Annotated in this window: 20 protein-coding genes; 11 read left to right on the top strand and 9 right to left on the bottom strand. The window is 65.3% G+C overall.

Annotated elements, in window-relative coordinates:
* Window positions 1-61: 61 nt before the first annotated feature.
* Window positions 62-1,666, bottom strand: a complete 1,605-nt coding sequence (locus AB4Y73_RS18450) for an MFS transporter (protein ID WP_441873756.1) — start codon at window positions 1,664-1,666, stop codon at window positions 62-64.
* Window positions 1,667-2,147: 481 nt separating this feature from the next.
* Here AB4Y73_RS18450 and AB4Y73_RS18455 point away from each other — a divergent pair, with 481 nt between their 5' ends.
* Both AB4Y73_RS18455 and AB4Y73_RS18460 read left to right on the top strand, forming a co-directional pair.
* Window positions 2,148-2,360, top strand: a complete 213-nt coding sequence (locus AB4Y73_RS18455; RefSeq protein ID WP_441873758.1) for a hypothetical protein — start codon at window positions 2,148-2,150, stop codon at window positions 2,358-2,360.
* A gap of 35 nt (window positions 2,361-2,395) precedes the next feature.
* Window positions 2,396-2,656, top strand: a complete 261-nt coding sequence (locus AB4Y73_RS18460; protein ID WP_441873760.1) for a hypothetical protein — start codon at window positions 2,396-2,398, stop codon at window positions 2,654-2,656.
* A 149-nt stretch (window positions 2,657-2,805) separates the two neighbouring features.
* On the opposite strand, the gene AB4Y73_RS18465 is transcribed toward AB4Y73_RS18460, so the two are convergent.
* Window positions 2,806-5,310: an ATP-dependent DNA ligase gene (locus tag AB4Y73_RS18465; protein WP_441873762.1), complete on the bottom strand. Its 2,505-nt coding sequence runs from the start codon at window positions 5,308-5,310 to the stop codon at window positions 2,806-2,808.
* Between the two features lie 40 nt (window positions 5,311-5,350).
* Here AB4Y73_RS18465 and ku point away from each other — a divergent pair, with 40 nt between their 5' ends.
* Window positions 5,351-6,436: a non-homologous end joining protein Ku gene (ku, locus tag AB4Y73_RS18470; RefSeq protein WP_441873764.1), complete on the top strand. Its 1,086-nt coding sequence runs from the start codon at window positions 5,351-5,353 to the stop codon at window positions 6,434-6,436.
* Window positions 6,437-6,508: 72 nt separating this feature from the next.
* Here the strand turns inward: ku and AB4Y73_RS18475 are convergent, their stop codons facing one another.
* Entirely contained in the window at window positions 6,509-6,775 is a 267-nt protein-coding gene (locus AB4Y73_RS18475) for a DUF7218 family protein (protein ID WP_441873766.1), read from the bottom strand.
* Window positions 6,776-7,049: 274 nt separating this feature from the next.
* Here AB4Y73_RS18475 and AB4Y73_RS18480 point away from each other — a divergent pair, with 274 nt between their 5' ends.
* Together AB4Y73_RS18480 and AB4Y73_RS18485 are read left to right on the top strand one after the other, a co-directional pair.
* Window positions 7,050-7,898 (top strand): class I SAM-dependent methyltransferase, encoded by an 849-nt coding sequence (locus tag AB4Y73_RS18480; protein ID WP_441873768.1) that lies wholly within the window; start codon window positions 7,050-7,052, stop codon window positions 7,896-7,898.
* Entirely contained in the window at window positions 7,895-8,326 is a 432-nt protein-coding gene (locus tag AB4Y73_RS18485; RefSeq protein ID WP_441873770.1) for an SRPBCC domain-containing protein, read from the top strand. The genes AB4Y73_RS18480 and AB4Y73_RS18485 overlap by 4 nt, the downstream gene beginning before the upstream one ends.
* A gap of 168 nt (window positions 8,327-8,494) precedes the next feature.
* Here the strand turns inward: AB4Y73_RS18485 and AB4Y73_RS18490 are convergent, their stop codons facing one another.
* The 5 genes from AB4Y73_RS18490 to AB4Y73_RS18510 form a co-directional block, all read right to left on the bottom strand.
* Window positions 8,495-8,773 carry an HPr family phosphocarrier protein gene (locus AB4Y73_RS18490; RefSeq protein WP_441873772.1) on the bottom strand — a complete coding sequence of 93 codons (279 nt, stop codon included), beginning with the start codon at window positions 8,771-8,773 and terminating at the stop codon, window positions 8,495-8,497.
* 67 nt (window positions 8,774-8,840) lie between these two features.
* Window positions 8,841-10,913, bottom strand: a complete 2,073-nt coding sequence (locus tag AB4Y73_RS18495; protein WP_441873774.1) for a PTS fructose transporter subunit IIABC — start codon at window positions 10,911-10,913, stop codon at window positions 8,841-8,843.
* A gap of 2 nt (window positions 10,914-10,915) precedes the next feature.
* Window positions 10,916-11,926: a 1-phosphofructokinase family hexose kinase gene (locus AB4Y73_RS18500; protein WP_441873776.1), complete on the bottom strand. Its 1,011-nt coding sequence runs from the start codon at window positions 11,924-11,926 to the stop codon at window positions 10,916-10,918.
* Complete coding sequence (locus AB4Y73_RS18505) at window positions 11,923-12,720, bottom strand: DeoR/GlpR family DNA-binding transcription regulator (RefSeq protein ID WP_441873778.1); 798 nt, start codon at window positions 12,718-12,720, stop codon at window positions 11,923-11,925. Before AB4Y73_RS18505 ends, AB4Y73_RS18500 begins: the two co-directional genes overlap by 4 nt.
* A gap of 249 nt (window positions 12,721-12,969) precedes the next feature.
* Window positions 12,970-13,227 carry a DUF6458 family protein gene (locus tag AB4Y73_RS18510; protein ID WP_441873780.1) on the bottom strand — a complete coding sequence of 86 codons (258 nt, stop codon included), beginning with the start codon at window positions 13,225-13,227 and terminating at the stop codon, window positions 12,970-12,972.
* A 171-nt stretch (window positions 13,228-13,398) separates the two neighbouring features.
* Here AB4Y73_RS18510 and AB4Y73_RS18515 point away from each other — a divergent pair, with 171 nt between their 5' ends.
* The 5 genes from AB4Y73_RS18515 to AB4Y73_RS18535 all read left to right on the top strand — a co-directional run bounded on the left by AB4Y73_RS18515 (window position 13,399) and on the right by AB4Y73_RS18535 (window position 19,160).
* Window positions 13,399-14,016 carry an alpha/beta hydrolase gene (locus AB4Y73_RS18515; protein WP_441873782.1) on the top strand — a complete coding sequence of 206 codons (618 nt, stop codon included), beginning with the start codon at window positions 13,399-13,401 and terminating at the stop codon, window positions 14,014-14,016.
* A 297-nt stretch (window positions 14,017-14,313) separates the two neighbouring features.
* Entirely contained in the window at window positions 14,314-15,057 is a 744-nt protein-coding gene (locus AB4Y73_RS18520; protein ID WP_441873784.1) for an HAD family hydrolase, read from the top strand.
* A 74-nt stretch (window positions 15,058-15,131) separates the two neighbouring features.
* Window positions 15,132-17,474, top strand: a complete 2,343-nt coding sequence (locus AB4Y73_RS18525) for a glycoside hydrolase family 65 protein (RefSeq protein ID WP_441873786.1) — start codon at window positions 15,132-15,134, stop codon at window positions 17,472-17,474.
* Between the two features lie 113 nt (window positions 17,475-17,587).
* Window positions 17,588-18,421: a hypothetical protein gene (locus tag AB4Y73_RS18530; protein WP_441873788.1), complete on the top strand. Its 834-nt coding sequence runs from the start codon at window positions 17,588-17,590 to the stop codon at window positions 18,419-18,421.
* Window positions 18,411-19,160, top strand: a complete 750-nt coding sequence (locus AB4Y73_RS18535; protein WP_441873790.1) for a LamB/YcsF family protein — start codon at window positions 18,411-18,413, stop codon at window positions 19,158-19,160. The genes AB4Y73_RS18530 and AB4Y73_RS18535 overlap by 11 nt, the downstream gene beginning before the upstream one ends.
* Before the next feature lie 95 nt (window positions 19,161-19,255).
* Here AB4Y73_RS18535 and AB4Y73_RS18540 read toward each other — a convergent pair whose 3' ends face one another.
* Entirely contained in the window at window positions 19,256-20,605 is a 1,350-nt protein-coding gene (locus AB4Y73_RS18540) for a DUF445 domain-containing protein (protein ID WP_441873792.1), read from the bottom strand.
* 50 nt (window positions 20,606-20,655) lie between these two features.
* On the opposite strand from AB4Y73_RS18540, the gene AB4Y73_RS18545 reads away from it, so the two are divergent.
* Window positions 20,656-21,564 (top strand): glycerophosphodiester phosphodiesterase, encoded by a 909-nt coding sequence (locus AB4Y73_RS18545; protein WP_441873794.1) that lies wholly within the window; start codon window positions 20,656-20,658, stop codon window positions 21,562-21,564.
* Window positions 21,565-21,635: the final 71 nt, after the last annotated feature.

Raw genomic sequence — 21,635 nt, forward strand, 5'->3', positions numbered from 1 at the left:
GGCCTTTGAGCGCGGGCTACAAGGCGGCCCAAACAGGCCGGTTTGTTGTTGCCGGTGTTGCTTAGACTCTGGCCGGCACCTGAGCGGCGTCGGTGATGTCCTGGGTTTCGAACGGCATTTCATCAAGGTCAAGCAACGGGTTCTCATCCTGGGTGGCCACGAGTTCACGCGCCTCCGCCTGGGTATCCACACTGGGCATGGATCCCGGGAGTGGGCGCTGGGCGGATTCCTTCAGGAAGTAGATTGCCACTGCGCCAATCGCCGACGTGGCCATCAGGTAGTAGGCCGGCATCATGTCGTTGCCGGTTGCCTTGATCAGTGCAGCGACGATGAACGGCGTGGTGCCGCCGAAGATGGCAACTGCGAAGTTGTAGGCAATGCCCATGGCGCCGTAACGGCTGGAGGTGGGGAACTGGGCCGGCAACGCCGAGGCAAGGTTCGCCACATAGAACGTTACGGGGAACGCGATCAGCGCAAGGCCCGCCAGGGTGGACCAGATCTCACCGACACCGATGAGCATGAAGGCCGGCGTAGCCAGGACTACGGTGCTCACCGCGCCGATCCATAGGACAGGCCGGCGGCCGATCCGGTCGGACAGCTTGCCCGTCAGCGGGATGCACAGGGCCATAATCACCAGCACGGGGATGGTCAGGAGCGTGCCGTGAAGCTCGTCGTAGCCCTTGGACTCCGTAAGGTAGGTGGGCATGTAGGAAGTGAGGGCGTAGCCGGCCGTATTGGCCGCGGCCACCAGCACCATCGCCACGATGATCGAGCGCCAGTAAGCCTTGACGATGCCAACCGGGCCCTTAGCCGCAGCTTCATCCGTGGAAGCAGCATTCTTGGCGAGGTCTTCCTGCGCGTCGAGGGTGGCCTGGAATTGCGGTGATTCCTCGATCTTGCTTCGGAAGTAAACAGCAATCAGACCAAGGGGTCCTGCGATCAGGAACGGAATTCGCCAGCCCCATTCTTCCATGGCGGCCTGTCCCAGGGTCAGCTGGAGCACTGATACCAAGGCCGCGCCGATGGCGAAGCCCAGGTAGCTGCCCAGGTCCAGGAAGCTCGCAAAGAAGCCGCGGCGCTTGTCAGGGGCATATTCGCTGACGAACGTGGTGGCGCCGGCGTATTCGCCGCCGGTGGAGAATCCCTGGACCACTTTCAGGAGTACCAGGAGCGCTGCGGCCCAGAGGCCGATCTGCGCGTAACCCGGCAGCAGGCCGACCGCGAACGTGCTGGCGGCCATGATCATCAGGGTGGTGGCCAGGATCTTCTGGCGGCCCATCTTGTCTCCGAGCCAGCCGAAGATCACGCCGCCGAGGGGGCGGGCAATAAAGGTGGCCGCGAAGGTTCCCAGCAGGAACAGCGTCTGCGTTGTCGGATCTGACTCCGGCAGGAAGACAGGCCCCATGGTGGTGATCAGGTAGCCGAACACGCCGACGTCGTACCACTCCATGGTGTTACCCACGATGGTTCCGCCGAGTGCCTTTTTCAGCATCGGCTGGTCGACTACATTCACGTCGGACTCCTTGAGCCGGCGACGTGCAAGAATCTTCGGTTTGCGTGTCCCTGCAGGACTCGCAGCTGTTGTACTTTTCGGTACTGCGTTGTTGGTTCCGCTGGCGTTGTTCACGCCTGCTGAAGAGTCGGTCGTGCTTCGGTCTGTGGGCATTTGGGCAACTCCCGTGGAGGTCATTTGCTTGCGACTTGTAGCTGCCCCGCTCTGGGCAGGCCTTCAATTTTACGCGATTGTTGCGGCAATTTTGAGTTTGATCCCGTAGGATCGCAGTTTTCAGGGTGTTTGGAGCGGCGGTAAGCCAAGTTCTTTTCGCCCGTTTCGCCGCGCCATCGTTGGGATCCCGGGGGATGGGGACCATCGTTACCGAATCTTTTTCTTCCAAGCCGCTTTCCCACGGGTTTTTTGGCTCCGTTTCACGCCAAAAGTGATGGCCGCCACGAGGGGCGTCGCCCCTGTCCGGAGCGGGTCAGCGTCCCAGCCTCGGGGGTTCACAACCACGGCTCGGACTGCCTATTGTTGTGCCATGGGAACACTGATTTTTGAGTAGGCGGACGCGTGCGGCCTGGTGCGCCCGGCCCCGTCCCCGCTGATCTCGTCAGAGACATGCAGATCCTCCTCAGAAAGGTTCCAAATAATGACTGAAAGAAATTCCTCCGACCAATCCCCAACTGCGCCTGACAACTCCGATGCCAAGGGAATCCGGGCCGGACTGACCGAGGCGCAACGGGCAATGCTCGCCAGCAAGTCCCGCGGCGCCGATTCCGGTTTGCAGAGTGTCGGTAAGAACCACAAGCCCACGCATGCCAGCGGCAAACAGGGCCCGGCCGAGAAGAAGGTCCGCTGGTAGCACGTCAGCGCTACGTCCGTGGAAAGGAAAGAAAAATGGCTAAGCAGAATGCTGAATCAAGGATCGAACCTGAGGTGGTGCATCACCTCGCGGCAGCCATGGATGAGCAGTCCATGCCTGGGCCGGCCACCATCGCCGTGACAACGGCAATGGCCGGCGAACAGCACTGGCCGGACGGGAACGGTAAGCACCGGCATCCCAAGGACCGGGGGGCAGGCCACAGCCAGGTGGGCAACGAAGCCGCTGTCACCGCCGTGCACCGGACCGGCCGCCCGCAGATGCCGCACTCATCCTGAGTCGCCTCTGATCCGGTGTTGAGTACGTCACCAGCCGGCACGCATACGGCCTGGGGACACCCCGAATTGGGGGAGTCCCCAGGCCGTTGCCGTGTCCTCTTCGGAGGTTGCGTCACGCCGGACCACGCGTCGCCCAACGAGTGGCCCACCTACGTTTCCGCCACCACTTCATCGGCGTCCTTGTCCAGCCGCCACCCCCTCCACACCGGATGCCTGAGCTTTCCGCTGCCCGTCCACTCGCCGAATGTCACTTCGCCGACCAGACGCGGCGTCACCCAGTGGGCGTCCGAAGCGTCCTCGCGCGGCACCTCGTCGAACGGTGAGGTCTTGCGGGCCAGGCTGTCCACTTTCTGCCGCAGTTCCTCCAGTTCCCGGGTGCTGAACCCGCTTCCCACCCGGCCCACATACCGCAGCTTGCCGCCGTCGGGTATGCCCACCAGCAGTGAGCCCACCGAGCCCTGCCGGCCGCCTTTGCCTGGCCGCCAGCCGCCCACCACAACCTCCTGGGTCTGCTCCAGCTTGATTTTGATCCAGGTTCGCGTGCGCTGTCCGCTGACGTACCTGCTGTCGGTCCGCTTGGCCATGACGCCCTCGAGCCCCAGTTCCCGCGCGCTCTCCAGGAGGTGCTCAATCTTCTCGTCCAGGACGGGCGACAGTTCCACCGGGCAGTCACTGGGCCGGTGGAACTGCTCAAGACGATGCCGCCGCTTTCCGAACGTAAGGCGGCGCAGGTCCTCGCCGCCGTGTGCCAGTAAGTCGAAGAGCATCAGCCGGACCGGGATGGCGGCGCGTGCCTTTGTGACGTCGCCGGGCCGCGTCAGTTTCATGCGTCCCTGTAGTACGCCGAAGTCAGGCTTGCCGGAAGGCCCGGCGGCGAAGATCTCACCGTCGGCCACGAACGCTCCCTCCGGCCAGCAGGCACGGTCTGTCAGCTCCGGGTAGGTGGCGGTGACATCGTTGCCGTTCCGGCTGATGATGCGTACCTTCTTGTCGTCGGCCACGATGAGGGCGCGGACCCCGTCCCACTTGAGCTCGAACTGCCAGTCGCTGCCCTGCAGATCGGTGGCGGTCCCGGCAGTGGCCATCATGGGGCTGAAATCTTCGGCCCGGAGGGGCACAGCGGGTTTCGAGCCGGCCGCGTCCTCCTGCGTTTTCTCGACCGGCTCATCCTCCTCTGCGGCGACCTCCGCGCCGGACTCGTCCCTCGCCACAGAACGTCGGGGATGGCTGGTGTGATGATCCAAGTCCATCAGGTGGATCAGCCACTGACCCTCGGCGTCCCCGCCACGGCCCCGGCCGGTGCGGATCAAAGCGAACTTCTTCGTTCCGCCCAGGCCACCGCCCTCCGAACCGGTCAACGTGGCGATCACCTCCCTGCCGTTGATCCACTTTTCCAGCTCGTAGGTGCCGTGATCCCAAATGGTCACGTCGCCGGCGCCGTACTGGCCTTTGGGAATGGTGCCCTCAAAGGTGGCGTAGTCCAGCGGATGATCCTCGGTCTGGACAGCCAAATGGTTCTTGCCGCCCGAGTCCGGAACACCCTTCGGTAGCGCCCACGAGACCAGCACACCTTCGTGCTCGAGCCGGAAGTCGAAGTGCAGCCGGCTCGCGTGGTGCTCCTGGATCACAAAGGTGTTCCCGCTCCCCGACGCGCCGGAGAAGGGTTCGGGGGTCGCCTCAGGGTCCCGCATCGAGCGGTACCGCGACAAGCGCTGATGCGCGCCGCCGTCGTGCGTTGCCTGCTCAGTGATCCCCGGGTGCCCGCCACCATGCTCGACGGCGGCGAACGGGTCCTTGCCTTCCTTCACCCTGCGCAGCACGGCCTTGTAGTCGAGGTGCTTAAGGTTGGGGGAGCTGATCTCCCGCCAGGTCCGCGGCGCGGCCACCATGGGCGTGGGCCGGCCACGGAGTGAGTAGGGCACGATGGTGGTCTTGGCTGCGTTGTTCTGGCTCCAGTCCACCAGGACCTTCCCTTTGCGCAGGGCCTTCTTCATGTCGCTGACGGCCAGCTCAGGGTGGTCAGCCTCCAGGGCCCGCGCCAGTTCGCGGGCGAACGCGGAGATCTGGTCCGACGTCCGGGACCCGTCCAGGCCGGCGTAAAGGTGGATGCCCTTGCTGCCGCTGGTCACGGGGACAGTCTCCAGCCCCACATCCTGCAGGATGGTGCGGGCCAGGAGCGCCACTTCCACGCACTCGGCCAGGCCTGCGCCTTCGCCGGGGTCCAGGTCCAGCACCAGCCGGTCCGGATTCAGCTGGTTGCCGTGCGAATCCACCTGCCACTGGGGCACATGGATTTCCAGCGAGTTGATCTGGCCAAACCACGCGAGGGTGGCGGGATCGTTCACCAGGGGATAAAAGATGGTCCGGTCCTTGTGGGTGATGGCGGCGCGGGGGAGCCAGCCCGGCGCCGAGTCCTCAAGGTTCTTCTGAAAGAACACCTCGCCCGGCTCCGCCGGGGTGCCCACGCCGTTGACCCAGCGCTTGCGCGTTGCGGGCCGGTTGGCTGCCGCGGGGATCAGGACATGGGCCACGGCGGCGTAGTAGGCCAGGACGTCCGCCTTGGTGGTGCCGGTCTCCGGATAGATGATTTTGTCCAGGTTGGTGAGGGTCAGTTCCCGGCCGGCAACCCGGACACGTTCCTTAGCACCGGCCATGGGTCTTCACCTCCGGCCTGCGGTGATGTTCACTTGAGGGATGAGAGCCATCTGGAAAGGTGCCATAGCGTTCGGCCTGGTCAACGTGCCCGTGAAGGTCTACAGCGCCACCGAGGATCACGACATCAGCCTCCATCAGGTACACAACGCCGACGGCGGCCGGATCCGCTACCAGCGCCGGTGCGAGGTCTGCAGCAAGGTCATCGACTACTCGGACATTGAGAAGGCCTATGAGGACGGCGGCCGGACCGTTGTCCTGTCCAAGGAGGAGCTCAAATCCATCCCGGCGGAGAACAGCCACGAGATCGAGGTGGTCCAGTTCGTGCCGTCCGAGCAGCTGGAACCGATGATGTTCGAGAAGAGCTACTACCTGGAGCCGGATTCCAAGTCGCCCAAGGCCTACGTCCTGCTGCGCCGGGCCCTGGAGGACACGGACCGGGTGGCCATCGTCCAGTTCGCCCTGCGCGAGAAAACCCGCCTCGGGGCCCTGCGCATCAAGGACGAGGTCCTGGTGCTGCAGTCCCTGCTCTGGCCCGACGAAGTTCGCGAAGCCAGCTTCCCCGCGCTGGACGAGTCCGTCCGGATCTCCGCCCAGGAACGCGAAATGTCCGCGGCCCTGGTGGAATCCATGGCCGCTGATTTTGAACCCGAGCATTTCACCGACGACTACCAGGTGCAGCTCCAGAAGCTCATCGAGGCCAAGCTGGAGAAGGGCGATTCGCTCGATACCGACGAAACGTTCGGCGCGGAAGCGGGTGAAGGCGGCAAGGGCGAGGTCATCGACCTGATGGAGGCGCTGAAGCGAAGCCTCGACCGGAAGCGCGGCGGTGGTTCCGCGGCCGCTGCGGGAGATGGCGCCGACGGGGAGGATGAGTCCGAAAGCGATGAAGCGGACGACGCCGGCACTGAAGGAAGTGCCAAGGGCTCCGCTGGGAAGGCTCCAGCCAAACCTGCAGCTAAGCCGGCTGGGACCAGGACTGCGGCCGCCAAATCGCCGGCCGCCAAATCCACTACTGCCAAGTCCGCCGCCGCTAAGTCCGCCACCGCCAAGTCGAGCACTGCGAAGTCCACGGCTGCCAAGCCTGCGGCGAAGGCGAGTACAACGCGGGCCAGAAAGGGTGCCTGAGGCGGTTTCTACGCGGGCAGCCGGTGAAAGCGAGGGCCGAGGGCGTTCCGCAGTTAGGGTGATGGCCGCCGCCTAGGAGTTCCGCAGGGCGGAGATGAGTTCGCTCTTCTTCTTGGCTGAGTATCCCGTGAGGCCAATTTCCTTGGCTTTTGCCCTGAGCTGCGGGACGGTCCAGTCCTCGTAGTCGCCCGACTTCCCGCCCTTGCGGCCAACTGCCGAGCGGCCTTTCTGAGCTGCTGCGTTGGAGATCCGCGCCGCCTTCTGCTTGGACGCGCCGTCCTCGCGCAGTTCCTCATAGAGTTCAGGATCTTTCAGGCTGGGGTTCTTCTTGGCTGGCATGTCATCCTCCTTCAAGGGGTGCAGGACGGCGTGAAGTTTGGCCGCCAGGCGTAGCCATGGACCCCGGGCCCGCCGGGTTGTTTAAGCCGTTGCCACTGTCGTTGCTGGTCAGGCTTCCACGCTAATTCCGGGGCTGTGGAAAAACAAGGAAGCACTAAGTTTCCTTGCTTTCGCCATGTGCTGGCCGCCACAATGGGTCGCATCGCAGCCTCCACTGTGCCAACAGCGTGCTGTCACTCAAAACCTGTCAACGAAGATGGAGAGGGACGCCGACATGAACGACAAAACGGACGTAGACGAGGCGGACCGCGCGCTGAAACAAAAGCACCGGGCCATGTGGGCGTCGGGGGACTACCCGGCGCTGGCCAGCGAACTGGTCCAGGACCTCGGAGCCATTCTGGTGGATGTCTGCAAGATCAAGCCCAGGCAACGGGTCCTGGACGTCGCCGCAGGGGCAGGGAACGCGGCCATCCCGGCTGCCATGATGGGTGCCAAGGTGATCGCCAGCGACCTCACCCCCGAGATGTTCGACGCCGGACGGCACCAGGCAGCCGACCGCGGTGTTGAGCTGGAATGGATGGAAGCAGACGCCGAGGCCCTGCCGTTCGACGACGATGCATTTGATGTCGTGACTTCCTGCCTCGGAGTGATGTTTGCGCCGCACCATCAGGCCGGGGCAGACCAAATCGTGCGCGTCTGCAAACCCGGTGGCACCATCGGCCTGCTCAGCTGGACACCGGAAGGGTTCATCGGAAAGATGTTCGCCGCGATGAAGCCCTTCGCTCCGCCGCCGCCGCCAGGGGCTCAGCCCCCGCCGTTGTGGGGCAGCGAAGAGCACGTCCGGGAGCTCTTCGGCGACCGGATTACGGACGTCCACGCGGAAAAGCGATTGCTGGTCGTCCACAGCTTCCACCAGCCGGCGGACTTCCTGCGCTATTTCAAGTCGCACTACGGCCCCACCATCTCGGTCTACAAGTCCCTCGGCGACGACCAGGAGAAAGTCAAAGCCCTGGACACGGCCCTCACTGAGCTTGCTGACTCGTTTGGGGATGCCCACGGCGATGCGGCGTGGCAAATGGAATGGGAATACCTGCTCCTCACCGCCAAGAAGGCCCGGGCATGACAGGGAACCACGTGGCCACCTCCGCCATCACTATTGACGCGCCGGCCAGCCGAGTCTGGGACACCATTACCGACCCGGCCGCCGTGAAGGAGTTCATGTTCGGGGCCGACCTGGTGACCGACTGGACCGTCGGTGGGCCCATCCTTTGGCGTGGCGAGTGGGAAGGAAAGCCATACGAGGACAAGGGAACCATTCTCGAAGTGGAACCCGGCAAAAAGCTGGTCCACACGCATTTCAGCCCGCTCGGCGGCGAAGTGGACAGGCCCGAGAACTACCACACCCTCACCTGGACCCTTGAAGGCCAGGGCGGCGCAACCAGGCTCACGCTCGCGCAGGACAACAACGCCAGCGAAGACGCGGCCGAGCACTCCCAGGGCATGTGGGACATGCTCGTGGCGGACGTCAAAAAGATCGCCGAGCGCGCCTGACCCAACTGAGTAGCAGCACATGTCGTTATGAGCCTCCATAAGGACATGTGCTGCTACTCAGTTGGGTGGGTGGGGAGTTAACGCGAGCGGCCGCCGTCGTAGGCTCCCCACGCAGGAGAGAATTACGACGGCGGCCGCGCGGTTTAGTGCCTCAGCGGGGGTAAGCCGCTACTCGGCGTCGTGGTCCGTTTCCAGGATCTGGACCAGACGCTCCAGGGCGTCGTCGGCGCCGGTACCCTCGGCGCGCAGCACCACAACGTCGCCGTGGGATGCACCCAGGCTCATGAGGGACAGGATGCTGGCGGCGTCCATGGCCTCATCGGCCGGCTCACCTTCGCGGGCAATGGTGATGTCCAGGTCGAACTCGCCTGCGGCCTCTGCAAAGATGGCGGCGGGGCGGGCGTGCAGGCCTACGCGGCTGGCGACGGTTGCGGTGCGTTCTGACATTGTTGCTCCTTTTGTCAATCGGCGCCTATTCGTTCAGCGCCATGAAATCGGTGGTGGTAAGGCGGGGTCAGACAGTTGCGGGAACGGACTCCACGCTAGCAGCGGGCTCCGGCTGGCGGACGGCCCAGCGCTTGAGGGCGATGACCGCCAGCGCGCTGACGATGGTTCCGGCCACGATGGAGATCACGAACATCGCCAGGTTTCCGATGGCGAAGAACACGAAGATACCGCCGTGGGGGGCCTGCGATGTAACGCCGGTGGCCATGCACAGGGCTCCCGTGACGGCGCCGCCCACCATGCTGGCGGGGATGACCCGCAGCGGGTCGGCCGCGGCGAACGGGATGGCGCCTTCGGAGATGAAGGACGCGCCCAGCAGCCAGGCCGCCTTGCCGTTTTCGCGCTCCGCCAGGCTGAACAGCTTCTTGTCCAGGACGGTGGCCAGTGCCATGGCCAGCGGGGGCACCATGCCGGCGGCCATGACGGTTGCCATGATCTGCCACGGAGCCTGGTTGGTGGCGCTGCCGGCGCTGAGCCCGGCAACAGCGAAGGCATAGGCAACCTTGTTAACCGGGCCGCCGAGGTCGAAGCACATCATGAGCCCAAGGATGATTCCCAGGACCACAGCGGAAACGCCGGTCATGCCCGTGAGCCAGGAGTTCAGTGCGGTGGTGATGCCGGCAATGGGGCCACCGAGGACCAGGAACATCAGGCCGGAGGCGAAAATGGAAGCCAGGAGCGGGATGATCACCACGGGCATCAGGCCGCGCAGCCAGCGCGGTACCTGCCAGGTCCCGATCAGGTGGGCCATGTAGCCGGCCAGCAGACCGCCCACGATGCCGCCGAGGAAGCCGGCACCCATAAACCCGGATACCGCACCGGCAACGAAACCGGGGGCGATGCCGGGCCGGTCGGCGATGGCGTAGGCGATGTAGCCGGCCAGCGCGGGGACCAGGAAGCCCATGGACAGGGCGCCGATCTTGAACAGGACGGCGCCGAGGTAGATGGCCAGTCCGCCTTCGGGGAGGTTGCCGAAGTTGTTCGCCAGCACTACCTTGTCCGCGACGCTGGTGATGTTGTAGCCGCCCAGCAGGAAGCCCAGGGCGATCAGGAGGCCGCCGCCGGCCACAAACGGGATCATGTAGCTGACGCCGGTGAGCAGCGCCCGCTTCAGCTTCTGGCCGATGTGCTCGCCCTTCTCAGCCGCGGCCTGCTCGGCCTGCTCTTCGGCGCCAAAGTGCGGCACCCGGCGGGCATGCGGATCGTTTGCAGCGGCGAGCGCTTCCTGGACCATCTTGGTGGGCTCGTCGATGCCGCGCTTGACCGGGGCGTTGATGACGGGCTTGCCGGCAAAGCGTTCCTTGCCGCGGACGTCAACATCCACCGCGAAGATCACGGCTTCGGCGGCAGCAATAACGGCAGGGTCAAGCGGCTTGGCGCCGGACGAACCCTGGGTCTCCACCTGGAGGTCCACGCCCATTTCCTGGGCGGCGGCAACCAGCGAGTCGGCAGCCATGTAGGTGTGGGCAATGCCGGTGGGGCACGCCGTCACGGCTACCAGGCGCCTTGGGCCTGCTGCGGCGCCGGTAGATGACCCTGGCGTAACCGCAGTAGCGCCCGCGGCGGCGGCGCCGGAAGCAGCACCCGCAACCGCAGGCACAACATCAGCCGGTGCAGCGTGGGTGGCAGGCTTATCGGCCAGCGCGCCATCCACGAGCGAAACGATTTCCTCACGGCTGGACGCCGCACGCAGCGAAGCCGTGAAGTCCTTTTTGATCAATGACCGTGCCAGCTTGGACAGGAGTTTGAGGTGTTCCTGGTCCGCGCCGTCCGGGGCGGCAATGAAGAAGATCAGGTCGGCGGGGCCGTCCTTGGCGCCGAAGTCCACCTTGGGGTTGAGGCGGGCCATGGCCAGGGTGGGCTCCAGTACAGCTGCTGAGCGGCAGTGCGGGATGGCAATGCCGCCGGGAATGCCGGTGGCCGTCTTCTGCTCACGGGCGAAGGCGTCGGCGAAGAGGCCTTCAACTTCTGACGCGCGGCCGGTGGCAGCAACTTTGCTGGCCAAATGCCGGATCACGTCCTCGGGCGAGGTGCCCAGGTTCTGGTCGAGCTCGACCAGTTCGGTGGTGATGAGCTGAGTCACTGTCAATCCTTTCGAAGGGCCGTGATGGTTACGGCATCCGGGGTGGTTTGTTGGACTGCCGGGACAGTGGAGCCCGGCAGGGAGGCGGCGGCGGCACCATGGGCCACCGCCTGACGGAGACAATCGGCCGGGGCGGCGCCCAGGCCGTGGGCGAGCAGATAGCCAGCCAGCGATGAATCGCCCGCACCGACCGTACTGACCGCGGCGACCGGCGGATGCGTGGCCAACCACGCGCCGTCGGCCGTTACCAGCACTGCTCCCTTGGATCCGAGAGTTGCCAGTACAGCACCCACACCGGAACGCACGACGGCGGCGGCGGCCGCTGCGGCGGCCTCCGGATCCGCTTCAAGTTCCTCTGCGGTTAACGCCGTGGCATGACCGGCTGCTGCAGCCAGTTCCGCCAGTTCCTCGGCGTTGGGTTTCAAGAGGTCCGGTTTCCCGGACACGGTGTCCGCCGACGCATCAGCGACGGCGGCGGCGAGCGGAGCGCCGGAGGAGTCGACGGCGATCAGCGGGGCGCCGCCGTCGGCCCCGGAATCAGCGGCGCCATGACGCAGCCGCCGGGTGACCGTGGCGTAGAAGTCGGCCGGGAAGCCGGGCGGCAGGGAGCCTGCCAGGATCACCCAGCTGGCGCCGCGGGCGCGCTCCAGGAGCAGGCTGATCAGGGCTTCCTGCTCGTCCTGGCTGAGCACCGGCCCGGGTTCGTTGATTTTAGTGGTCACGCCGCCCGGCTCGGTGAGGGCAACATTGGTGCGCAGCGGCTCGTCGATGGGGAGCGCGGCGAAGGGGACGCCGTCGTGGCGCAGGCCGGCCAGGACGGGATCGCTGTCAGCGCCGGGAAGGACAGCCACTGTCTGCACGCCCGAGGCGCACAGCGCCCGGGACACGTTGACGCCCTTGCCCCCCGATTCCTGGCTGACGGAGACCGCGCGCTGGACTTCGCCGCGTTCCAACGGGCCGGGGAGGGCCACCGTGCGGTCCAGGCTGGGGTTGGCAGTGAAGGTGACAATCATGCGATCACCACGTCAACGCCGGCGTCGGTCAGGGCGGCCGTGAGTTCCGGGCCGGGCTCGCTGTCTGTAATCAAGGTGTCCAGATCTTTCAGGGAGGCGAACTGGACCAGGGTTTCCGTGTCCAGCTTGGAGGAGTCGGCCAGCACCACGATGCGGCGTGCCGAGTGGACGAAGGCTGCCTTGACGGCGGCTTCTTCAGGATCGGGGGTGCTGAGGCCAAAGCTTGCGTTGATGCCGTTGGTGCCGATGAAGGCGATGTCCGGGCGCAGCCGCTGTGCGGCATCCACGGTGGCCTGCCCAACGGCTGCCTGGGTGAGGCCGCGCACCCGGCCGCCCAGGATCTGGAGCGCGATTCCTGGCGCGCTGGCCAGCCTGGCAGCGATGGGGACGGCGTGGGTAATGACTACGAGTTCGGGCGCTGAGTTGGGTGAAACCTCGGCGGGGCGCCGGGAGAGCAGGTCGGCCAGTGCTTCGGTGGTGGACCCTGCGTCGAGCAGGATGCTTCCCGACTTCCCATGGGGGATCAGGGCCAGGGCGGCCTCAGCGATGCGGAGCTTCTGGTCCGGCCTCTGAATGGTCCGTTCGTTGATGCTTTCCTCGGAGGTGCTGAAGCGGTCCGCAGCCACGGCGCCGCCATGGACGCGGCGTACGGTGCCGGCGGTTTCGAGGGTGGCGAGGTCGCGGCGGATGGTTTCGGTGGTGATGCGGAAGCGCTCGGCCAGCATGGTCACGCTGACCCTGCCGGTGCCGGTAACAAGCTCGGCAATCTGCTGCTGGCGCTCCTCGGCGAACACATACCCTCCGTTGCGTAAAGTGCTGAAATTCCTGTGATTGGCATCACGTGATGTTGAATTACTTGACTTTATCTTCGTCTGTGTTGGTTTGTCAATGAAAACCAAAAAAACACAGAAATGAGGAAGGTGCGAGCGTTGATGGGGGAGCCTGGCCATGTGGTGGCCTGCCTGATCCGGGAAAGCGAAAAGCCGGGCCGGACCGTGGTGGTCCAGCCCGGCTCGCGGGTTTCATGCGCTTCGGTCCGGGACTTAGAGTCCGCCGTCGCGGCTTTCGTTGCGGGTGATGCGCTCGCCGGTGTTGGGATCGACCACCGAGCGGGTTTCGCTGACGCGGCGGCTACGTCCCGGCGAGGCCAGGATGAGCGAGGCGATCAGTCCGATGACACCCACGGCCATCAGGATGTACCCAATCAGAACCTGATCGACGAAAGGGATCAGGTTTGGAGCGACGGCCCAGGCCAGGATTGCACCCAGGGCAATAAGGAAGATGGAGGAACCGATTCTCATGACTTGCTCCTTGTTGTTCGAGTACATGCGGTGCCGAACTGATAAGCATGCTGTGCTTACGCTACAGCCCGGCCCTGCTCGATTCAATGACTGCCAGCCCGCGCCGAGGTGATGTCATGGCTGTTCAGCGGCCTGCAGCTTATCGGGGTGCTGGATGGCTAGGCTGGTCCGATGGAGACAGTTGTTTGGTCCAAGCCCGAAGCTGAGCGGGACGGCACGCCGCTGCTGGTCCTGATGCACGGCTACGGTACGGACGAGTCCCGGATGGTGCGGCTGTTCGAATATCTCCCGTCCGAATTCACGTGTGCGGCACTCCGGGCTCCCATGGTGATCGGGGACCATTACGGGTGGTTCCTGCTGGACTACTTCCTGGCGAACGATTTCGCGGACGTCATCAGCGCCACCAACGCCGTCCATACCTGGATCGGCTCGGTCAAGGGCCGCCACAGCAGCGTGAGCCTCATGGGCTATTCGCAGGGCATGGCCATGGCCAGTACCCTCCTGCGCCTGCACCCCGACACCTACAAGGCGACAGTGGGGCTATCCGGGTTTGTGCTGGAGAACGAACTCCTCGCACTCACCGACTCCTTTGAGTCCCCGCCGCCCTTCTTCTGGGGGCGGGACAAGGCGGACCTGGTGATCAACGAGGACGCAACGGAGTACACGGCTCAATGGCTGGACAAAAACACCCAGCTGACTGCCCGGACTTATCCCGGCATGGGCCACGCGATGAGCAAGACCGAGATGGTGGACGTCAGCGCCTTCCTCCGCCACTACGTTCTCAGCTGAGCCTCGGATTTCCGCAGTGCCGGGCAAATTCATGCCGGGCAGCCGTGCCAGGTTGTAACCCTGCATGTCATCATGGAAGAAGACGAACTTCAGCAGCGCACCGGCCCGCCATGAATTACGCCATGGCTTGAGCCGCTCCTGCTGATCCAGCGGACACCGTGGCCCGCGATTCCCCACTCCGCCTTTGCGCACCGCCGCCCACTTGCGGAGTCCCCCCAGTGTTGACCTGCTTATTGATTTTCCGCCCTTCTGAGCTACGCCCCCTATGGCTGCCCGCCGTCTGAAAGGACACTGCGCATGACTGACGTTCTAGAAACCCGGAACTCCGCCTGGACCAGCGCTTCCGCGATCCTGTTCGACCTCGATGGCGTGCTTACGCCCACGGCCACCGTTCACGAACAGGCATGGAAGGAGCTCTTCGAGGGCTACCTGGCGTCCCGGCCCGACGTGCCCGGCTACCGCGAGGAAGACTACTTCGACCATATCGACGGCAAGCCGCGGTTCGACGGCGTCCGGGACTTCCTGGCGTCCCGCGGCATAGTGCTCCCGGAAGGCGAAGAAGACTCATTGTTCGGGGATTCCGCCCCGGTGACCGTTCAGGAACTCGGCAACCGCAAGAACCAGGTGTTCAACGACATCGTTAGCGCCGGCGTCGAACCCTTTGCGGGTTCCGTGCGCTTCCTGGAAGCCGCCGTGGCCCGCGGACTGAAGGTCGCCGTCGTCTCCTCCTCCCGGAACGCCCCCGCCGTCCTGAAGGCCGCAGGCCTGAACGGGCATTTCGAAATAGTTGTTGACGGGGTGGTGGCCGCGGCCGAGGGCCTCCCCGGCAAACCGAGCCCGGCCACCTACACCTACGCGGCGCAGCTGCTCGGCCTGCCCAGCGAGGAATGCGTGGTGGTTGAGGATGCGGTCTCCGGTGTCCAGGCCGGACACGCAGGCGGCTTCCACTCCGTGATCGGCGTCGACAGGGGCGCCGGCCGGGAGACCCTGCTCGAAGCCGGGGCCACCCGCGTGGTCAACGACCTCCAGGAACTCCTCTAACCAGGCCCCGGCCGGGCAAAACACCCGAACGCGCACTACCAAGACCAGCACCACGCCAAAAGGATCGCAACACCATGGCTCTCATCACCGCTGACCGTGAACGGTTCCCCGACACTCCCTGGCAGCTCGTGGAAACACACCACCAACCAGGCAATACGGGCACCTTGGAAACGCTCTTTGCCCTGGGTAATGGGCACCTTGGCATTCGCGGAGCCCACTGGGGGGCGCAGGATGCCGAACTTCCGGGCAGCTTCATCAACGGCCTGCATGAAATCTGGGACATCAAGCATGCGGAGAACGCGTTCGGCTTCGCCCGGACCGGGCAGCGGATCATCTACATCCCGGATGCGAACAACTTCACGGTCATCATCGACGGCGAAAACCTCTCGCTCGCGGAGTCGGACGTGCTGGACTACCGCCGCTCCGTTGACTTTGCCACCGGCATCTACGAATGCCGCATCACCTGGCTCTGCCGGTCCGGTGCCACCGTGACCACCACAGAGCGCCGCGCTGTGGGCTTCGCCTCCCGCGGCAGCCTGGGCATCTCGCTGGAGGTCGCCTCGGACCGGGATATCTACGCGGACGTCACGTCGTCCGTCATCAACCGCCAGGACCAGCCTGTGGAAGACCATTCCCAGCATGACCCGCGCCGGTCGGGCCGCCACGCCGGCAGGGTTCTGCTGCCGCTGCGGACCGACGGCGGAGATGGCTCGCTCCGGCTGTCCTGGGAAGCGGCCGAGTCCCGGCAACGGGTTGGGATTGCCGTGGATCACTGGACCTCCACCGGTCAACAGTGCTTCGAGACCGTGGCCGGGGAGGATGACAGCAGTGTCCGCTATGTCCTGGCCGTCCAGGCCCACCAGCCGTTCCGGCTCGAGAAGAGCGTCAGCTACGCCGCGGGCCCCGGCGTACAGGACTCTGAGCGGGACGCCGCGGAAACAGCCGAAGCCGGGCTCCGGCCCGTAGAGGACATTTTCGGTGAGAGCCGGGAGCATTACCGCGAGTACTGGGCCACGTCCGACATCGTGGTGGCCGGCCAGCCCCAACTCCAGCAGGCCATCCGCTGGAACCTGTTCCAGCTGGCACAGGCAACGGCGCGGGCCGACGTCGCGGGTATCCCGGCGAAGGGTGTCACCGGCCCGGGCTACGACGGGCATTATTTCTGGGACCAGGAGGTCTACCTCCTGCCCTACCTCACCTACACCAACCCTGACGCCGCCCGCCAGATTCTGGAATTCCGGCACCAAATGCTTCCGGTGGCCAAGATCAGGGCGAAGGAGCTCAGCGTGGACGGGGCACTCTTCCCCTGGCGCACCATTAACGGCCTTGAAGCCAGCGCCTACTATGCCGCCGGAACGGCACAGTTCCACATCGCAGCCGCCATCGCTTTTGCCACCAGCCGCTACATGTGGGCCACCGGGGACGAAGCGTTCCGCGAAGGCATGGGCGCCGAACTGCTCATTGAAACGGCCCGCATGTGGGCCTCGCTGGGCTTCTTCGGCAAGGACGGCCTCTTCCACATCCACGGCGTCACGGGCCCGGACGAATACACGGCGGTTGTCAATGACAACCTGTACACCAACGTCATGGCCCGCTTTAACCTGAGGGCCGCCGCTGCCGTGGAACACCCGGCCATCGACGACGCCGAACGCCAGCTGTGGGTGCAGGCTGCCAACCGGATGCAGCTGCCTTTCGATGAAGACCTGCAGGTCTATTCGCAGGACAACGACTTCATGACGCTGGAGCCCTGGGACTGGAACACGCCCCGGTCAAAATACCCGCTGCTGCTGAACTTCCACCCGCTGGTGATCTACCGGCACCAGGTGCTGAAACAGGCCGACACCGTGCTGGCCATGTTCCTGCAGTGGCAGGACTTTACGGCCAAGGAAAAGCGCCGCGCCTTCGATTTCTACGACCCCATCACCACCGGTGATTCCACCCTGTCCGCTTGCGTGCAGGGCATCATGGCCGCCGAAGTGGGGCATCCCGAAGCGGCGTTGGAGCACTTCACCAACGCGGCCTTCATCGACCTCGATAACACCCACGGCAACACCATCGACGGCGTGCACATTGCGTCCACCGGCGGGGTCTGGAGTTCGTTGGTGTGCGGCTTCGCCGGGCTTCGGGACCAGGGCCACATGCCGTTCTTCGATCCGCGGCTTCCGGCTGAATGGGACGCCCTGACTTTCCACCTGAAGATCCGTGGCCGCCTGCTGCTGGTGGAGCTCGACGCCGGTGCGCTCACCCTCACCGTCCAAAGCGGCGGCCAGCTGGACGTGGATGTCCGCGGCCAGGTTCTCCGCATTGGGGCAGAGCCGGTCCGGGTGGCGCTGGAACCTTTCGAGTGCCCCGATCCCACGGTCTTCCCCAGTGGACCGCCGACGGCGAGCCTTCCCATCGTCCACGCGGTCGGCTGAGGTGCACCTCCAACGGCCGGACAGCAACCGTAGTATTAAGCACCCTTAGTGTTAAGCCAGGGCCGGAGCCAATGCCACCGGCGGACTGACGTACTACAGAAGCAGAGGTGACCATGGCCAAGCGCAGCAATCCCGCGGTACGAATCGCGCAGGAAACCGCCCACAACGCGGTGTTCGACGCCGAAGGCAAGCCGAAACCCGGCGTCCACAACATGCTCCTGAGGGCGGTCGAAATCCAACGGCCGTTGGTGCTCGCCTATGTCCGGCGTTTGCAGCGCAAACATCCCCGCGCCAGCGCGGCGAAGCTCGCGGAAATCCTGGAGCGGGATTATCTGCGGGCTGTAACCGGCGGCGGCGCGGTGGTCGGGGCAACTGCCGTGGTGCCCGGCGTCGGAACCGTGGCCTCCCTGGGGCTTTCCGCCGCGGCTACCGTTGGCTTCCTTGAGGCCACCGCCCTCTACGCCACCTCGCTGGCAGAACTCCACGGAATCCGCCTGACCAACCCTGAAAAGGCCAGCACCATGGTCATGGCCATCATGCTCGGCGAAGAGGGAACTGCCTTGCTCGGAACGCTGAGCGGTCAGGCCATGGGAAAGGGAAGCAGTCCAACCCAGGCATGGGGAAACGCACTGTCCAAGGCCATGCCCACGGGTTTCGGTGCCATTCGGAACAAGATCCAGAAGGCCTTCCTCAAGAACCTGCTCAAGCGCCAGGGCTCGGCGCTGATCGGCCGGGCGCTGCCCTTCGGCATCGGCGCAGTGGTGGGAGGTGCGGGCAACCTCATGATGGGCCGGGCCGTGGCAGCGAACGCGAAGGAAGCTTTCGGCCCCATGCCGGATACGATTCCGGGGGAGCTCAAAGCCTCGGCCGCAGCCGCTGAGAACAACAGCACGGACAGCAAGACCCCGGCCAACAACATTCTGGAGGGCAACAACCTTGGATCTTAACGCTGACCTCGGCGAATCGTTCGGCTCGTGGAACATGGGCGATGACGCCGCGATGTTCCCGTTGGTGACCAGCGCCAACGTGGCCTGCGGTTTCCACGCGGGTGATCCCGTCACCATGCTCGACAGCTGCCGCGCGGCGTTCGAACTCGATGTGACCGTGGGCGCGCATGTAGGCTACCGGGACCTTGCCGGCTTTGGCCGCCGGTCCCTGGACATGTCCTTCGACGAGCTGTTCGGCGACGTGCTGTACCAGCTGGGCGCCCTCGACGGCGTGGCGCACGCGGTGGGTGCCTCCGTGGACTACGTCAAGCCGCACGGCGCCCTCTACAACCGCCTGGTGCACGACGAGGAGCAGGCCTCCGCCGTCGTGGCAGCCATTCAGGCCTACGACCCAGGCCTGCCGATCCTTGGCCTGCCGGGCTCGCAACTCCTCGTCCAGGCCAAGGAGGCCGGGCACCCCGTTTTTGTGGAGGCCTTTGTGGACCGCGCCTACCAGGGGGACGGCACCCTCGTGCCCCGCTCGCACGACGGTGCCGTCCTGCACGACGTCGGTTCAATCGTGGAGCGCGCAGTGCGCCTCGCGACGCAGGGCGAAGTGGTGGCCGTGGACGGAACCGTGGTCCAGGTCAGGCCTGATTCGCTGTGCATCCACGGCGATACCCCCGGTGCTGTCGAGATGGCCGCCGCGGTCCGGGCCGGGCTTGAGGCGGCCGGTGTGAACCTGGAGTCCTTCGCCTAGACCCAGTCCGCCAACTCCAACGCGGGGTCACTAAATGCTGTTCCGAGGCCGTTTATCGGGCGTTTAGTGACCCCGCGTTGCTTTAAAGGGCCGCGTCAGCCGAAGACCAGATGGGCCGCGCTGAAGATGGCCAGCCCGGCGAGGGAGCCCACCACGGTGCCGTTGATCCGGATGAACTGCAGGTCTTTGCCCACTTGGAGTTCGATCTTCTGGGAGGTTTCCTCGGCGTCCCACCGCGCGACGGTATCGGTGATGACGCCGGCGATGTCCGAGCGGTACGTCCGCACCAGGTAGCCGGCGGCGTCGCCGATCCAGGCGTTGACCTTGCCCGCCAGTTCGGGGTCAACCACCAGGCGGGTGCCGAAGTCGTGCACCGCGGCCTTGAACTTGACGGTCAGCTCGCTGTGCGGATCGTCGACGGCGCCTAGCAGCGCAGCCTTGATGGTGCCCCACGTGCGGGAGGCCAGTTCCCGGACCTCGGGGTCGCCCAGCACCTGTGCCTTGATGCCTTCGGCCCGGGCAATCATCACGGGATCGTGCTGCAGATCCTCGGCGAGGGACGTGAGGTACGTGTCGATGGACTGCCGGACCTGGTGCTGCGGATCGGTCTGCACGGCCTTGGTGAACTTGAGGATTTCCAGGTACACCTTGTCGCCCACGAGCCCGTCCACGAAGTGCGGTACCCACTGCGGGGACCGGTCCGAAACCAGCCCGCTCACAGTGTCATGGTTGTCCCGAACCCAGTCCACCGTCCGGTCCACCAACAGGTCCACCAGGGTGTGGTGGTGGCCGTCGGCGAAGATCCGGGCGGCAAGCCTGCCCACGGGAGGTCCCCACGGCGGAGTGAGCAGGTGCTTGCGGACCATGGACTCGATCACGGCCTGGACGTCGTCGTCGTTCAATACCTTGAACGCGCCGCGAATGACGGCGGCGCCTTCCTTGGCCACCCGCTCGGCGCCGCCAGGACCGGACAGCCACGCACCGGCCTTCCCCGCGATGTTCACCGACGCGAGCTTCTCCTGGACCACCTGTTCGGAGAGGAAATTGGTCTCCACAAACTCGCCCAGCGACGCCCCGATCTGGTCCTTGCGGCGCGGGATAATGGCGGTGTGCGGGATCTTGATGCCCATGGGGTATTTGAACAGCGCGGTCACGGCGAACCAGTCGGCCAGCGCGCCCACCATGCCGCCCTCAGCCGCAGCCCGGACGTACTGCAGCCACGGATACTCCTTCTGCAGCGCGAACGCGAAAACAAAAATAAGGGCCATGGCAATGAGCAGACCCAGCGCCACCAGCTTCATTTTCCGCAGCGCTGCCGCCTTTTCGGCGTCGCCGGCGCTGAGTTGCTGACCGACGACGGCGGCCCTGGTCTTCGCCGTCAGCGGATCCGTGCCCGGGGGCTGGGGTGGGGACTGCCGGGTAGTTGGCTCAGAGTTCACCTGCATGTGCCCAGCCTAGTCCCGTCCGCGCGGGCCCGGTCCGCTAGCGTGTCCTCATGACATTTGACGAGTCTGTTCCGGACCGGCCGCTGGTTTATGCCCACCGGGGTGCCAGCGCTGCATTTGCCGAACACACCCGCGCCGCCTACCTCCAAGCCATTGCCGACGGCGCCGACGGAGTGGAGTGCGACGTCCACCTCACCCGGGACCAGCACGCAATCCTGCTCCATGACGCCAATCTGGACCGCACATCCGACGGGACCGGCCCGGTGGCGGACCGCACACTGGCCGAGTTGCGGCAGCTGGACTTTTCGTCCTGGAAAGGCGTCCGGATCCCGGAAAAATACGGCGCCCGCTCAGCGCAGTTCCTGACCCTGCCGGAACTCCTGGACATCCTCCGCGGCGCCGGCCGGCCCATGGGACTGGCCATAGAACTCAAGCACCCCAGCCCCTATCAGCTGAAACTGGAGGACCGGGTGCTCGAGGTGCTCCAAGGTGAAGGGTGGGACGCCGAGACCTCCACCCTGGACAACATCACCGTCTCCTTCATGAGCTTCAGCCCGGACTCGGTGAAGCACCTGCTGAAGAAGGTCCCGGCGGAGCACATCTGCCAGCTGGTGGACGACATCGACGTCGACGAAGTCCGCGACGAACTGAGCCTGGGGACCCTGGCGGGCACCGCCGTCGCCAACGTCATGAAGGCCGCCCAGCTCGAAGGCGAGCGGATCCTGGACGAGTGCGAGGTGGGGCTCGCAGGGCCGGGAATCATGTACATCCGCGAGCATGCCCGGACCGTCCAGCGCTGGCTGGAATCCGGCCGCCGCTTCCGCGTCTGGACCGTGGACACCGAACGCGACGTGGCCCTCTGCCAGGGGCTGGGCATTCACGAGATCACCACCAACAAACCGGCCAGGGTGCTGGCGCAGCTCCAGTCGAGCAGCCAACAGGCCCCGCTGCCGTCCTGACCTCCGCCGCCGCCCTTCCGCCGCTGGCCCTGTTCTAGCCGGTTTTAGCCGCGACGTCCCGCTGTGATTGA

It is taken from the genome of Pseudarthrobacter sp. TAF60_1 (assembly GCF_052113505.1).
GTDB lineage: Bacteria > Actinomycetota > Actinomycetes > Actinomycetales > Micrococcaceae > Arthrobacter.

Excerpts from the sequence above, each read along its gene's own strand:
- AB4Y73_RS18520 (WP_441873784.1), top strand. The coding sequence starts at position 14,314 with ATGACTGACGTTCTAGAAACCCGGAACTCCGCCTGGACCAGCGCTTCC.
- AB4Y73_RS18475 (WP_441873766.1), bottom strand. The coding sequence starts at position 6,775 with ATGCCAGCCAAGAAGAACCCCAGCCTGAAAGATCCTGAACTCTATGAG.
- AB4Y73_RS18450 (WP_441873756.1), bottom strand. The coding sequence starts at position 1,666 with ATGCCCACAGACCGAAGCACGACCGACTCTTCAGCAGGCGTGAACAAC.
- AB4Y73_RS18480 (WP_441873768.1), top strand. The coding sequence starts at position 7,050 with ATGAACGACAAAACGGACGTAGACGAGGCGGACCGCGCGCTGAAACAA.
- AB4Y73_RS18485 (WP_441873770.1), top strand. The coding sequence starts at position 7,895 with ATGACAGGGAACCACGTGGCCACCTCCGCCATCACTATTGACGCGCCG.
- AB4Y73_RS18455 (WP_441873758.1), top strand. The coding sequence starts at position 2,148 with ATGACTGAAAGAAATTCCTCCGACCAATCCCCAACTGCGCCTGACAAC.
- AB4Y73_RS18515 (WP_441873782.1), top strand. The coding sequence starts at position 13,399 with ATGGAGACAGTTGTTTGGTCCAAGCCCGAAGCTGAGCGGGACGGCACG.
- AB4Y73_RS18465 (WP_441873762.1), bottom strand. The coding sequence starts at position 5,310 with ATGGCCGGTGCTAAGGAACGTGTCCGGGTTGCCGGCCGGGAACTGACC.
- AB4Y73_RS18545 (WP_441873794.1), top strand. The coding sequence starts at position 20,656 with ATGACATTTGACGAGTCTGTTCCGGACCGGCCGCTGGTTTATGCCCAC.
- AB4Y73_RS18530 (WP_441873788.1), top strand. The coding sequence starts at position 17,588 with ATGGCCAAGCGCAGCAATCCCGCGGTACGAATCGCGCAGGAAACCGCC.
- ku (WP_441873764.1), top strand. The coding sequence starts at position 5,351 with ATGAGAGCCATCTGGAAAGGTGCCATAGCGTTCGGCCTGGTCAACGTG.
- AB4Y73_RS18460 (WP_441873760.1), top strand. The coding sequence starts at position 2,396 with ATGGCTAAGCAGAATGCTGAATCAAGGATCGAACCTGAGGTGGTGCAT.
- AB4Y73_RS18500 (WP_441873776.1), bottom strand. The coding sequence starts at position 11,926 with ATGATTGTCACCTTCACTGCCAACCCCAGCCTGGACCGCACGGTGGCC.
- AB4Y73_RS18490 (WP_441873772.1), bottom strand. The coding sequence starts at position 8,773 with ATGTCAGAACGCACCGCAACCGTCGCCAGCCGCGTAGGCCTGCACGCC.
- AB4Y73_RS18510 (WP_441873780.1), bottom strand. The coding sequence starts at position 13,227 with ATGAGAATCGGTTCCTCCATCTTCCTTATTGCCCTGGGTGCAATCCTG.
- AB4Y73_RS18525 (WP_441873786.1), top strand. The coding sequence starts at position 15,132 with ATGGCTCTCATCACCGCTGACCGTGAACGGTTCCCCGACACTCCCTGG.
- AB4Y73_RS18540 (WP_441873792.1), bottom strand. The coding sequence starts at position 20,605 with ATGCAGGTGAACTCTGAGCCAACTACCCGGCAGTCCCCACCCCAGCCC.